The sequence below is a fragment of the Xanthobacter aminoxidans genome (assembly GCF_023571765.1).
GTDB classification, from domain to species: Bacteria; Pseudomonadota; Alphaproteobacteria; order Rhizobiales; family Xanthobacteraceae; genus Xanthobacter; species Xanthobacter aminoxidans.
The window spans coordinates 24,977-37,197 of the sequence record NZ_JAMJXC010000009.1 but is presented as its reverse complement, the minus strand read 5'-3'; the positions used below and the strand labels follow the sequence as shown (position 1 = coordinate 37,197).

Genomic DNA, 12,221 nt, shown 5'->3' with positions numbered 1-12,221 from the left:
CAACGGATCAGGTTGCGCGACAGGTCATGCCGCTTCGCAAGGCCATGCAGCGTCTCGCCGGAGATGAACTCCTGCGCGACCTGACGTTTGAACGCGATGCTGCGAGATCGATGCGTGTCATGGGCTCTCATCCTCTGAAAGCCCGGCCCACGGTCAATTCCTAAGTTCAATCCGTCTACCCGGAAGGGCTCACTCCAGCTGGTGCGCGCCGCGCCGGCGAGCTTCTTCGCGTCGGCGTTGGCGACGCAGGTGTCCGCCGAAGCGGCGATGGCCGAGAACGACAACAGGGCGTGCGTGCTGGGCTAAAGCGGTCCGGCCCCTCCAGTCGGGTGCCGCATCAACCCATGACGGGGGGAACGCCCACCGCAAAGCCTTGGCAGTCCAGCGATTTCAGCCGCACGGCCCCATCGGCGACGGCGAGGCGGACAGGCCCGCCGGGGGGACGGTGATAGAGGTCGCCGTGGGCGGCGAGGAAGGCTGACTGTTCCTCTTCTGGGGCAAAGGACATGCCGTCGAGGTAATGGTGGCCGTTGCGCTCCACATGGGCGAGGCCCAGGAGGGACACGAGGGCGAGGTCCTGCTGGGTGCTGATGCCGGCCCAGGTGCAAAGGTCTTCTGCGGAAAGGAAAAATCGGCTTTCGCCCAACTCCGCATTGGCCTTGGCGATGCGGGCGGCGTTGAGGATGGATTTGTAGAAGCCCTTGCAGGTCTTGCTGGAAACTCCTTTATATCCCAATGGGATAGCCTGGGGAAAGGCATCCAGGGTGGCGTCCGATTCGTCGATCATGACGGGCTTGAGGGCGGCCAATGCCCCCACCTCCCGCTCCAGCGCGACGGCGCGGCGGATGGGTTGCTCGATGTAGAGGGTGGAGGCGCAAAGCCTTGAAAGAGCTGGCGTTTCTGACATGCGTCGCCACAATTCGACGATGCCATCCACATCCGAATACTGCTCATTGCCGTCCAATGTGGCGCGATAATCGGCAGGGCCGGCGTCCAGCACCGCGGCGATGCGGGTGAGGCGGTCGAGATCGGCGGCGATATCGCCGCCCGCCTTCAGCTTGTAGAAACGGCATCCGTAGGTTTTGACAACGTCCTCAAGGGTTTGTGGCAAGCCATCGGCCGGGCCTTCGAGCGGGTCGGAGGCCGTGAGGGCGTCCACCATGCCCACCGTGTGGCGCACGCCGATGGTATCCTGCGGCCGCAGATTGCCCAGAAACTGGGCGATGTCGACGCCCTGAAGGTCCCCCGTCAGTCCGGAGCTAACGGTGATACCTGCCACATTGCCCCGGATCATCTGGGAGAAGGACATCCCCAGCATCCGCCCGGCGGCGTCGAGGATGGCCCGGTCCACCAGTGCCGGACCGTAGGCCGCGACCAGCGGATTGAGGCCCAGCGCGGCGCAGCGCGCCTGCTGCTCCCGATAGACCGCCGCGGAGAGGCCGAACGGGGTGTCCGTCGGCAAAGCGGCGTACAGCTCCAGCGCGATCGCCAGCGAGGCTCGCAGCTGCTCCACATTGTCGTCGTCGGAGAGCGCGGGGTTCTTGTCGAACCATTTGGGCAGAAGGCATTCGGCGGCGATACCGACCGCGCCGCGCCCGTCCATCGCCTCGATCCGCACGGTGAGTTCAGCCTGCCGCACCTCTCGCAGCGTGGCGACGCCGAAGCGGAACGGCATCCGCAGCTTCGCCGCGCGCTCGCGCAGGTTCGCCTCGGCCAGCCGCATACGCGGCGCCGCGTTCGCTCCCATGATTTTATCCTTTGAATTGAGGTGGTTATTCCACCATGCGCGGGAAGGCGCCGCTGCGGGCGCGGGCCTCCAGCGGCCAGGTCTCGCCCAGGCGGCGGGTGGTCGCCATCACGAAGGAGCCGCAGCTTTCGAGATCCGCCCGGCTCATGCGGTTGGTGGGGGCGGCGAGGCTCACCACGCCCACGCATTCCGGCGCACCGCCGAGGGTCGAGGCAAGAATGGGCGCGGCCACGGCGCCCACGCCCAGCTCGTTCTCCTCATAGCTCAGCGCAAAGCCGCGCCGCGCCACCTCCTCCAGCTCCGCGCGGATGTCGGAAATGGAGGTCTTGGAATAGGCGGTAGAGGCCTCGATTCCCTGATGCATCAACAGCTTGAGGGCATCGGCAAAGGGCAGGGTCGAGAGCCACGCCTTGCCGGTGGCGTGGGTGTGGAGGCCGATCTCCAGCGTGTAGTTGGGATCGATGCGCAGCGACCTCTTGCTGCCCGCAAAAGATTGCACCCACACGATTCTCTGCCCGCCCGGCTCGACGATGGCGAGGCGGACCAGCTCACCGGTCTCCTCCGCCAGCTGGCGGAGCGCGGCGGAGCACTGGTCCAGCAGCCGGCTGGTCTGGAGGTGGCGCAGGCCGAGATTGCTGATGCGGTAGGTGAGGTAATAGCGCTGGGCCCGCTCGTCGCGCCACACCAGCATCTGCGACTCCAGCGTATTCAACAGCTTGGAGACGATGGCCTTGTTGAGGTCCAGGCGCCGCGCGATCTCCGCCAGGGGGAAGCCATCCACGGAATCGGCCAGCATCCCGATGATGTCGAAGGCGCGCTCCACGGAGACGATGGTCTCGTCGATCTTTTCGGGACGGGCCCCGGCCGCAACTTTCGCCATCTCATCTACCCTTCGACGCACCACGCCTTCACTGATAACGATGTTATCCATGAATTCGAGCGTGGCAAGGCCAGATAGGCGCGAAAACAGCGGACCTCCTCTGAAAATACCCGCTTGACTCCGACTTTGGACGAATCTAGCCCTATAGATATGGGTAACGGCGTTACCCAATAAATGAGCAGGCCGGCACCCGAACCCCTCCATGTTCGGTGCGGTTCAGGCCCCGGTTCGGTGCGGTTCACCCCACCGTTCAGGTGCCATTCCAGGCCTGTCAGCAAAAATGGGAGCGGATTCGTGAGTGAACGCCTGACCTTCGACACCGTGCCGGACCTGATCGAGACCGAGGAGCAGCTCGAGGAGCTGGTCTCCCGTCCCACCCAGGGGCTGGTGGACGACTTCGCCACTTTGGACGGGGACATCATCGTTCTGGGTGTCGCCGGCAAGGTCGGCCCCTCCCTCGCCCGCATGGCCAAGCGCGCGGCGCCGGATAAGCGGGTGATCGGGGTGGCGCGCTTCTCGGAGGCTGGGTCCAAGGAGGAGCTGGAGGGCTTCGGCATCGAGACCATCCGCTGCGACCTGCTGGATGCCGAGGCGGTGGCGCAGCTGCCCAAGGTGAAAAACGTCGTCTACATGGCCGGCAAGAAGTTCGGCACCAATGACGATCCCTCCTTCGCCTGGGCCATGAACACCATGGTGCCCGCGACCGTCGCCTCGCACTTCCGCGACAGCCGGATCGTCGCCTTCTCCACCCTGTGCGTCTATCCGTTCGGCGTCGTCGCGCACAATGGCTGGGACGAACGGGTGCAGCCGCGGCCGGTGGGCGACTATGCGAACTCCTGCGTCGGCCGCGAGCGGGCGTTTGAGTATGGCTCCCACATCCATGGCACGCCTGGCCGCCTTGCCCGGCTGAACTATGCCATCGACCTGCGCTACGGCGTGCTCCACGACATCGCCAGCTGGGTGCATCGCGGCGAGCCCATCCCCATCCGCACCGGCCATGCCAGCGTGATCTGGCAGGGGGATTCCAACGCGCAGATCCTGCGCTGCCTGAAGCACTGCACGGTGCCCACCAGCCCCATCAATATCGGCGGGCCGGAGCAGGCGAGCGTGCGGGCCATCGCCCATGCTTTCGGTGAGAAGTTCGGCAAGGCGCCCATCTTCGAGGGCGAGGAGGAGCCCACCGGCTGGGCCAACAGCACGTTCCAGGCCCAGCGCCTGTTCGGCTATCCCAACGTGCCGCTGGCCCGGATGATCGACTGGGTGGCCCACTGGGTGGAGAAGGGCGGCGCCATCTATGGCAAGCCCACGCGGTACGAAGTCCGCGACGGCCTCTTCTGAGGGGCCGCGCCATGACAAGCGAAGATCCCCACCCCGCCCCCAGCCCGGCCCTCGGCTTTATGGGCTTCTGGGCCGACATCGATGCGGACTACGAGCTGCGCTATCAGGAATGGCACAATTGCGAGCACATGCCGGAGCGGGTGGGGATTCCCGGCTTCATCGAGGGGCGGCGCTATCGCGCCCTCCTCGGCAGCCCGCGCTTCTTCATGTGCTATGTCACGGATGGCCCCGAGGTGCTGGGCAGCCCGGCCTATCTCGCCGCGCTGAACCGGCCGACACCCTGGACCAGCGAGTCCCTCACCCACTTCCGCAATCCGGTGCGCTCGCTCTACCGGAACCATTGCCGGGTGGGCCGTGCGGGGGGCTATGCCCCCTACATCCTCCAGCGCCGCTTCGACCATAAGGCCGATGCCGCGACGCTGGCGGGAATGGTTCGCGCGGTCGTCGCGGCGGACGCATCCGGCACGCTGTCCGGCGGGCTCTATGAGGTGGACGAGGCCATCTCCGGCATCATGACGGCCGAGCGCCGCATCTATTCCGGCGGGCCCGGGCGCCAGCAATATCTCTTCACCATCGAAGCCCTCGACCGCGACCAGGCGGAGGCGGCCGGGCGCCGGCTCGACGCCCTGATCACTGAGGGCGCCAGCGAGATCAATCCCGGCCTCTATTGGCTGGAGAACCGCATCCAGTCCGCCGAACTGCGCCGGCCCGTTGCCGCGCCAGTTGAGGCAGCTGCGGACACCCGCATTCCCGAAAGGCTCACCCCATGAAGCTCCTGCGCCATGGCGCGGCCGGCGCCGAGCGGCCCGGCCTCCTCGCCGCCGACGGCACGGTCCGTGACCTCTCCTGTGTCATTGCTGACATCGACGCCGCCTTCATCGCCGATCCCGCCCGCCTCGACGCGCTGAAGGCGGTGGACCCGCTCTCTTTGCCCGTGGTGGAGGGGGAGGTGCGCCTCGCGCCGCCCTTCACCGGCATCGGCAAGATCGTGGGTGTGGGCCTCAATTATCACGACCACGCCCGTGAATGCGGCCTGCCCATTCCCGAAGAGCCCATCCTCTTCATGAAGGCCACCACCTCGCTCTGCGGCCCCTATGACGCCATCCGCCTGCCGGAGGGGTCTGAGAAGACCGACTGGGAGGTGGAGCTGGGCGTCGTCATCGGCACCACCGCCCGCAAGGTGTCCGAGGCGGACGCGCTGGCTCATGTCTTCGGCTATTGCATCGCCCATGACGTGTCCGAGCGCGCCCACCAGCTGGAGCATGGCGGCCAGTGGACCAAGGGCAAGAGCCACGACACCTTCTGCCCCATCGGCCCCTGGCTGGTGACGGCGGACGAGGTGGGCGACCCGCAGGCCCTCGACCTCTGGTGCGCGGTGGATGGCGAGATGCGCCAGAACAGCTCCACCAGCGACATGATCTTCAAGGTGGCGGAGATCGTCTCCTACGTCAGCCGCTTCATGACGCTGGAGCCGGGCGACCTCATCATCACCGGCACGCCGGCGGGGGTGGGGCTGGGGCTGAAGCCGCAGGTCTATCTCGCCCGCGGGCAGGAGGTGCGCCTCGGCATCGCCCGCCTCGGCGAGCAGCGCCAATCCGTGGTCTGAGGAGGCATGCCATGACCGACACCCTTCTCGTCCAGTCCACGCGCGCCAACGTGCTCTCCAAGCTCATGAGCATGGATGCCATCCGCCCGCTCATCCTGGTTGCCGTGATCCTGGTGGGGTGGGATCTGGCGGTGCGCCTGCTGCGCATCCCACCCTATCTCATCCCCGCGCCGACCCTGGTGATCGAGCAGGTCATCGCCCAGTGGCCCATGCTGCTGCGGGAGACGATGCCCACCCTCACCGCCACCCTGGGCGGCTTCGCCCTGAGTGCGCTGGTGGGCATTCCGCTCGCCATGCTCATCGCCTCCTCGAAGACGGTGGAGAGCTATCTCTATCCCCTCCTCGTCTTCTCCCAATCGGTGCCGAAGATCGCGGTGGCGCCACTGTTCGTGGTGTGGTTCGGCTTCGGCGTGCTGCCGAAGATCATCTCCGCCTTCCTGCTCGGCGTGTTCCCGGTGGTGGTCTCCACCGTGCTCGCCTTCAAGAGCGTGGACAAGGAGATGATCGACCTCGCCCGCTCCATGCGCGCCGGGGGCCTGCGCACCTTCATCCGCATCCGCCTGCCCCATGCCCTGCCCGGCATCTTCTCTGGGCTGAAGGTGGCCATCACGCTCGCCGTGGTGGGCGCGGTGGTGGGCGAGTTCGTCGGCTCCAACTCGGGCATCGGCTACGTGCTGCAGGTGGCGAACGGCAATTTCGACCTGCCGCTCATGTTCGCCGCCCTGTTCGTGCTCTCCATGATGGGGGTGATCCTCTTCATGGCGCTCGATGCCATCGAGCACTTCCTCATCCCCTGGCACGCCTCGCGCCGGCCGGACCCCAACAGCGGGACGTGAGGGCTCGCGCCCTCCCGCCGTTGGTCGGGAAATAAACGGCCGTCATGGCCGGGCTTGTCCCGGCCATCCACGTGGAAAGGCCGGGAGCACCCGCCCGGCTTCGGTCCCATCGGCCCGACGGGGATGCCCGGGACAAGCCCGGGCATGACGAAAGCGAGAGACGCCCCAAGCAAAGACGCAACACGACGACCCAAGCAAAACCAGAAAAACCGGTGGAGGAAACCATGATCTCGCGCAATATCTCTCGAAGGACATTCGCCACGAACCTGTTATCCGGCGCGTTCGCCCTCGGCCTTGCCACGGCATCCACGCTGCCGGCGGCCGCGCAGGCGGGCAAGACGCCGGAGAAGACGCCAGACAAGGCGGTGCTGATGCTCAACTGGTACGTCTATGGCGAGCACGCGCCCTTCATCCTCGGCCTCAAGAAGGGCTATTACGCGGAAGAGGGCATCGACCTCGACATCCAGGAAGGCCGCGGCTCGGCGGTGACCATCCAGGCGGTGGGCGCCGGCACGGCCACCTTCGGCCTCGCGGACATCGGCGTGATGATCAAGGCGGTGGCCAAGGGCGCGCCGGTGAAGACCATCGGCGTGCTGCTCCAGCGCACGCCGGGCGCGGTGGTCGCCCCCGAGGGCAAGATCAACGGCCCGAAGGACCTGCCCGGCAAGACCATCATGTTCACGCCCGGCGATGCCGTGACGCCCATCTGGCCGCTCTATCTGAAGAAGCTCGGCATTCCCGAGGGCGCGGTGAAGATGGTGGCGGCGGATGCCCAGGCCAAGCTCAACGCCGTGGTGAACAACCAGGCCGACGGCCTTATCGGCTTCACCACCGAGCAGGGCGCGCGCCTGCCGGATATCATGAACAAGCCCGTGACCATGCTGCGCTACACCGATGCGGGGGTGAACCTCGTGTCGCTGGGCATCGTCGCCAACACCGACACGCTTACCAAGCGCGCCGACATGGTGAAGCGCTTCATGCGCGCCACCACCCGCGCGGTGGAAGAGGCGGAGAAGAACCCCAAGGCCGCCATCGACATCCTCATGGAGGCCTATCCCAAGATCGGCCTGCCGGACGCGCAGCTGCGCAGCCTGCAATATTCGCAGGCGCTCTACCGCGCCTCCGACGACAAGAGCACGCGCCCCTTCCGCATGAACCCGGCGCTGATGGACGAGAGCCTCGAGATCCTCACCCAGTACGGCGGCCTCGACCCCTCCGCGCGCAGCAAGGCGCAGGATTACTTCACGCTGGAGTTCCTTCCGTGAGCGCTGCCCTGCACAGGATCGACACCCTCGCCCCGCGCGCCGAGGCCTCCGGCACCCATATCGCCATCGCCGGCCTCACCAAGACGTACAAGACGCGCGGCGGTTCGGTGCCCTCGCTCAAGCCCATCGACCTCAACATCTCGAAGGGCGAGTTCGTGGCCATCGTCGGCCCCTCGGGCTGCGGGAAGAGCACCTTGCTCAAGCTGGTTGCCGGGCTTCTGCCGGCCACCACCGGCACCATCACCATCGGCGGCGTGAAGGTGACGCAGCCGCCGGATGGCGTGGGCATGGTGTTCCAGAGCCCGGTGCTGCTGCCCTGGCGCACGGTGCGCGACAACGTGCTGTTGCAGGTGGAGATGCGCGGGCGGCCGGTCGCCGCCTATCGCGAGGCGGCGGCACGCCTCCTCCACACCGCCGGCCTCGACGGCTTCGAGGAGCGCTTTCCGTGGGAGCTGTCGGGCGGCATGCAGCAGCGCGCCGCCATCTGCCGGGCGCTGGTGCATGATCCCGAAGTGCTGCTCATGGACGAGCCCTTCGGCGCCCTCGACGCCATGACGCGGGAGAAGATGAACGCCGAGTTGCAGCGCATCTGGTACGAGACGCGCAAGACCGTGCTGCTCATCACCCACTCCATCCCGGAGGCGGTGTTCCTGGCCGACCGGGTGGTGGTCATGTCCAGCCGGCCGGGCAGCATCGAGGCCGTCTACGACATCGACCTGCCCCGCCCGCGCGACCTCTCGGTGATGGGGGAAGGCCGGTTCGTCCGCTACACCCAGGAGATCCGAAAGCACTTCTTCGCCCAGGGCGATCTGGACCACTGAGCGATCCGGAGAGACACGGCGCCCGCCCCACACGGCGGGCGCTTTTCGTCAGGCCACCTTCGGGTCAGGCGATTTTTGCCATTCAGGACACGCCCGAGATGGTCGCGAACCACGACGGCGGCGTTCTACGGCTGGACAGAGCCGCGCGCGCAGCAAAGATCCTCAACCGGGTGTGGGAGGTCGCCTGAAGAGCCACACTCCTCCCTCACGACCGCAGTCCGGGAGAAGCCGACAGCCCGCCCGCGCGCACGCTGGTTCTGGTGATGACCCGACATCACGAAGATGCTTTCCGCGACTGGACGGACAGCCGATTATCGCGTGTTTTCTTGGATTTAGGTGGCGCGCCGGGGAAGATTCGAACTCCCGACCCCCAGATTCGTAGTTTACTATTATCGCTCGCCGCCTCTATCCGGCTTTCGCCCAAGTCAAAAATTCATGTTGTTTATCATGCCACTGTTAGAAATATCGCATTCTGGCGTGGACATACCACCTGACCCTGTGCGAGTCTAAAACCGGCTGAAAAACCGGCTGAATTTTGGGCCGATATACGCTGGAATGGCAGGATTTGCGCCATGGCCGACATCCGTATCCTCCTCAACGACAGGTCGGTCGGCGACCTGAAACCACCCGGTTCGGGGCAGTACCGCGCCCGCGACACCCAGCTCAAGGGCTTCCACGTCGTGGTCGGCAGGCGAACCAAGGTCTTCGCCGTTCAAGGAGACCTCCGGAAGGATGGCAAGCGCGTCGCTTCGGTCTCAGTGCGCATTGGCGACGCGACCACCATGTCCACTCGTGAGGCCCGCGCAACCGCAAAAACATACCTCGCGCAGATCTCCAACGGCGAGCATCCCAATCCGAAAGCGGCTGACACCCAAGCGTCCGGAGAAGAGATTATACAGAGCCCTGGGGAGGCAGCTCAGGGGCCAGATCAGAACATGACTCCCAAAGGCGTCACCCTGCGACAAGCATGGGAACGCTATCGGGACGCGCACCTGATCCGGAAGGGGCGAAGCGAAGGAACGATTGAAGGCTACCGCGATCACGTCGAGCGCCTCTTCAAGGATTGGCTCGACCTCCCCTTGCAGGAACTCGCCAACGATCCCGGAAAGGTCATTGCTCGGCACGACGAGATCACAGCGGAGCACGGTCCCTACATTGCTAATGGCAGCATGCGGACGCTTCGCGCCATCTACAATCACGCGCGCAAGGCGCATCGCTCCCTCCCACCGGACAATCCGGCAAGCGTCGTTGACTGGAATTCGGAGGAACGCCGGAACACCGCCATGGGACTGGATGACCTGCCGCACTGGTTCCAGCAAGCGGCGGCCCTGCCCAACCCTATTCGGCGCGAGTTCCACCTGTTCTCCCTGCTCTCAGGATGCCGGCCTACGGCGGTGATGGAGGCGAAGCCGAACCACCTCAACCTGCGCCGCCGGGTCCTGCACATTCCCCGCCCCAAAGGTGGCGCCGACCGCGCGTTCGACATTCCACTATCGCGGCAGATGATCCTGTGCCTCATGCGGGTGATCCGATTCGCCCGGCATTTCTATCCGGCCGACGCCAACGACTGGCTGTTCCCAGCGGACAGCGACAGCGGACATCTGGCCGAGCAGAAGGAGGATCGGGACGTCCTGGCGAAGTGGGGCAATGATCTGCGCCAGACGTTCCGAACCCTCGCAACCCCTGCTGGTGTTTCGGAGTTTGACGCGCGTCTGCTGATGAACCACGCCATTCCGGGCGTCAATGCGGGCTATATTTCCCGGCACAAGCTGCTGGTGGATCACCTTCGCACCCAGCAGCAGGCGATCAGCAACACGATGTTCGGCGCACTGGGCGACCTGACTCGGAAGGACACTGCCGTTCGTTCCTGGCTTGGCCCACGCGCGACACAACGGGTCATTGAGGCCGCCAAACAGGAAGCCGTCCGGGAGGGTTCATTCACTGCCGCCTAGGCAACGGAATGCCGCAAATTTGGATGACGGCCCGAAGGGCTACACCCGCACAACGGCATGTGGCAGCCGGCGATGAGGATGCGGAACATGCTGAATGCGAGCATTTTGCCGCGTGAGGCCGGAGAACTTCCCTACGCCCTAGAACTGGACAACGGATCGGGCGCCCGTCAGCATGGCGGCATGACCGACCAGATCGTCCGGATGCGCATCACGATCGAGGATGTGAAGCCCGCCATCTGGCGCCGGATCGAACTGCCGCTTTCCAACAGCCTCAAGACGCTGCACCTCGCCATCCAAGTCGTCATGCTGTTCGAGAACGACCACCTGTTCCGATTCGATGTCGGCGAGGCCAGTTACGGCCTCCCGCTCGATGACGACGATATGGACCCACCCACGCGCGACGCCGCGAATATCCGCCTTGCCAAGCTTGCCCAACGTGGCGTCACCACTTTCACCTACACCTATGACTTTGGCGACGACTGGCGGCACCGCATCGAGATCGAAGGTGTTTTCACCGCCGATCCCGCCACCGACTACCCCCGGTTCGTCGATGGTGAGCGCCGCGCGCCGCCAGAGGACATCGGCGGCCTCCCCGGCTTCGAGGAGTTTCTCGATGCCATGGCCAAACCCCGGCACCCTTCCCGCAAATCCATGCTGCAGTGGTACGGCCGCCCCTTCGATCCCGCCGACATCAGCCGCGACGAAATCCAAGCCCGCATGGCCAAGCTCACCAAGCGGCGTACATACGGCAAAGCCGGTCACGCCAACGCCAAATTCATCAAACCCAGACCAAGCCAATAGCCTCTAACCCATCCTTGCCTTAACGCGCAGCTTACGCCAAAAAAAGACGTTCGCTTAAAGCCCCATGGCAGACGCTCAGCTTCGTGCAGCGCAGCGGTCAAAAACCGTCGCGTCCCTTGCTGGCCGCGTGATCGCGGGCAAGATAGATCCTGTCGTCGAGCGTCGAGCTCACCACCGCCAGGACGATGCCGATGCCGGCGCCCACCAGCGTGTCGAACACCCGTTCCGGTGCCATGGCGGTGCCCGCCGCGCCGGGGGCTGCGAGGTAGCTCATCAGCAGCGCCATGGGCGTGACCAGGATCTGGCCGAGGGCATAGTTGGCGCCGATGATCATCTCGATGGCGAATTGCAGGAAGACCAGCACCGCGATCACGCTCCACACCGACGGCTCCTGGGCCAGGATGAGCCAGACCAGGCCGGCGCCGACCACGGTGCCGCCATGCGCTGCAAGGCGCGGCTCATGTTGATGTGCAGATGCGTGCCCTGCATCACCGCCTGGGCACCCATGGCGGCCCAGGCCGGATGCGAGGCGCCGGCGGCATAGACGGCGAAGGTCGCGATCGCCGAGCCGAGGGTGATCCGCGCGGCCGCGATGAGGCGGTGGTCCAAAGGCCGGACCGGCTCCGCGGGAAACGGCGCCTCGGGCGTCGCTTGCTGACGGAGCGCTTACGTGCCGGTGCAGATCATCCATGACAACCCCGCCGCCAGGCCGGTGGCGACCATGCGCTTGAGCACGTCTTGCCAGGACGCCACATGCCCCATGGCAGCGCTGGCGGCGAACGCGAAAATCAGCGCGCCGGGCGGGCCATACGGCCCGGTGATGGCGACAAAGAAGAAAAATCCGCAGGCGAGGGCCAGCAGGCCGTGCTGGACGGGATAAGGCGCGCCGAGCCAAGCCGCGGCTGACATGGCGAGCACCGCGAAGGTCATCCACGATCCGGTTCACATCTCGCAGGCTCACGCCAGCGACCACCG

13 protein-coding genes are annotated in these 12,221 nt (G+C 65.7%); 8 read left to right on the top strand and 5 right to left on the bottom strand.

Translation table 11 applies throughout. The features are described from left to right. Nucleotides 1-337 precede the first annotated feature (337 nt). The gene (locus tag EJ105_RS14865; protein WP_250166954.1) at nt 338-1,747 is read right to left on the bottom strand and encodes an enolase-like domain-containing protein; all 1,410 of its coding nucleotides are present in this window, start codon (nt 1,745-1,747) and stop codon (nt 338-340) included. 25 nt (nt 1,748-1,772) lie between these two features. Beyond that, nucleotides 1,773-2,627 (bottom strand): IclR family transcriptional regulator, encoded by an 855-nt coding sequence (locus tag EJ105_RS14860; RefSeq protein ID WP_024278050.1) that lies wholly within the window; start codon nt 2,625-2,627, stop codon nt 1,773-1,775. Between the two features lie 294 nt (nt 2,628-2,921). Here EJ105_RS14860 and EJ105_RS14855 point away from each other — a divergent pair, with 294 nt between their 5' ends. From EJ105_RS14855 to EJ105_RS14820, 8 genes are all read left to right on the top strand, one after another. Then, entirely contained in the window at nt 2,922-3,965 is a 1,044-nt protein-coding gene (locus EJ105_RS14855) for an NAD-dependent epimerase/dehydratase family protein (protein ID WP_250166953.1), read from the top strand. An 11-nt stretch (nt 3,966-3,976) separates the two neighbouring features. Beyond that, on the top strand, nt 3,977-4,735 hold the full coding sequence (locus EJ105_RS14850; RefSeq protein ID WP_250166952.1) for a DUF4286 family protein: 759 nt from the start codon (nt 3,977-3,979) through the stop codon (nt 4,733-4,735). After that, nucleotides 4,732-5,571 (top strand): fumarylacetoacetate hydrolase family protein, encoded by an 840-nt coding sequence (locus EJ105_RS14845; protein ID WP_250166951.1) that lies wholly within the window; start codon nt 4,732-4,734, stop codon nt 5,569-5,571. The genes EJ105_RS14850 and EJ105_RS14845 overlap by 4 nt, the downstream gene beginning before the upstream one ends. Nucleotides 5,572-5,582: 11 nt before the next feature. Then, on the top strand, nt 5,583-6,407 hold the full coding sequence (locus EJ105_RS14840) for an ABC transporter permease (protein WP_051678713.1): 825 nt from the start codon (nt 5,583-5,585) through the stop codon (nt 6,405-6,407). 224 nt (nt 6,408-6,631) lie between these two features. Next, on the top strand, nt 6,632-7,672 hold the full coding sequence (locus tag EJ105_RS14835; protein WP_250166950.1) for an ABC transporter substrate-binding protein: 1,041 nt from the start codon (nt 6,632-6,634) through the stop codon (nt 7,670-7,672). After that, the gene (locus EJ105_RS14830) at nt 7,669-8,493 is read left to right on the top strand and encodes an ABC transporter ATP-binding protein (RefSeq protein ID WP_250166949.1); all 825 of its coding nucleotides are present in this window, start codon (nt 7,669-7,671) and stop codon (nt 8,491-8,493) included. Before EJ105_RS14835 ends, EJ105_RS14830 begins: the two co-directional genes overlap by 4 nt. Before the next feature lie 572 nt (nt 8,494-9,065). Beyond that, nucleotides 9,066-10,445, top strand: a complete 1,380-nt coding sequence (locus EJ105_RS14825) for a tyrosine-type recombinase/integrase (RefSeq protein ID WP_250166948.1) — start codon at nt 9,066-9,068, stop codon at nt 10,443-10,445. A gap of 87 nt (nt 10,446-10,532) precedes the next feature. Then, nucleotides 10,533-11,246, top strand: coding sequence for a plasmid pRiA4b ORF-3 family protein (locus EJ105_RS14820; protein ID WP_250166947.1), 714 nt, complete (start codon nt 10,533-10,535; stop codon nt 11,244-11,246). Between the two features lie 97 nt (nt 11,247-11,343). On the opposite strand, the gene EJ105_RS14815 is transcribed toward EJ105_RS14820, so the two are convergent. Genes EJ105_RS14815 through EJ105_RS14805 form a run of 3 tightly spaced genes read right to left on the bottom strand, consistent with a single transcriptional unit; the run spans nt 11,344 to nt 12,176 of the window. Beyond that, a complete protein-coding gene (locus EJ105_RS14815) occupies nt 11,344-11,628 on the bottom strand; it encodes an FUSC family protein (RefSeq protein WP_250166946.1) in 285 nt (94 codons plus the stop codon). Continuing rightward, a complete protein-coding gene (locus EJ105_RS14810; RefSeq protein ID WP_250166945.1) occupies nt 11,616-11,855 on the bottom strand; it encodes a hypothetical protein in 240 nt (79 codons plus the stop codon). The genes EJ105_RS14815 and EJ105_RS14810 overlap by 13 nt, the downstream gene beginning before the upstream one ends. A gap of 57 nt (nt 11,856-11,912) precedes the next feature. After that, nucleotides 11,913-12,176, bottom strand: coding sequence for a hypothetical protein (locus EJ105_RS14805; protein ID WP_250166944.1), 264 nt, complete (start codon nt 12,174-12,176; stop codon nt 11,913-11,915). Between the last annotated feature and the right edge of the window lie 45 nt (nt 12,177-12,221).

What these genes read in the sequence shown, in the direction of transcription:
- EJ105_RS14865 (WP_250166954.1), bottom strand. Translation starts at nt 1,747, where the DNA reads ATGGGAGCGAACGCGGCGCCGCGTATGCGGCTGGCCGAGGCGAACCTG.
- EJ105_RS14840 (WP_051678713.1), top strand. Translation starts at nt 5,583, where the DNA reads ATGACCGACACCCTTCTCGTCCAGTCCACGCGCGCCAACGTGCTCTCC.
- EJ105_RS14835 (WP_250166950.1), top strand. Translation starts at nt 6,632, where the DNA reads ATGATCTCGCGCAATATCTCTCGAAGGACATTCGCCACGAACCTGTTA.
- EJ105_RS14850 (WP_250166952.1), top strand. Translation starts at nt 3,977, where the DNA reads ATGACAAGCGAAGATCCCCACCCCGCCCCCAGCCCGGCCCTCGGCTTT.
- EJ105_RS14845 (WP_250166951.1), top strand. Translation starts at nt 4,732, where the DNA reads ATGAAGCTCCTGCGCCATGGCGCGGCCGGCGCCGAGCGGCCCGGCCTC.
- EJ105_RS14860 (WP_024278050.1), bottom strand. Translation starts at nt 2,627, where the DNA reads ATGGCGAAAGTTGCGGCCGGGGCCCGTCCCGAAAAGATCGACGAGACC.
- EJ105_RS14820 (WP_250166947.1), top strand. Translation starts at nt 10,533, where the DNA reads ATGCTGAATGCGAGCATTTTGCCGCGTGAGGCCGGAGAACTTCCCTAC.
- EJ105_RS14805 (WP_250166944.1), bottom strand. Translation starts at nt 12,176, where the DNA reads ATGACCTTCGCGGTGCTCGCCATGTCAGCCGCGGCTTGGCTCGGCGCG.
- EJ105_RS14825 (WP_250166948.1), top strand. Translation starts at nt 9,066, where the DNA reads ATGGCCGACATCCGTATCCTCCTCAACGACAGGTCGGTCGGCGACCTG.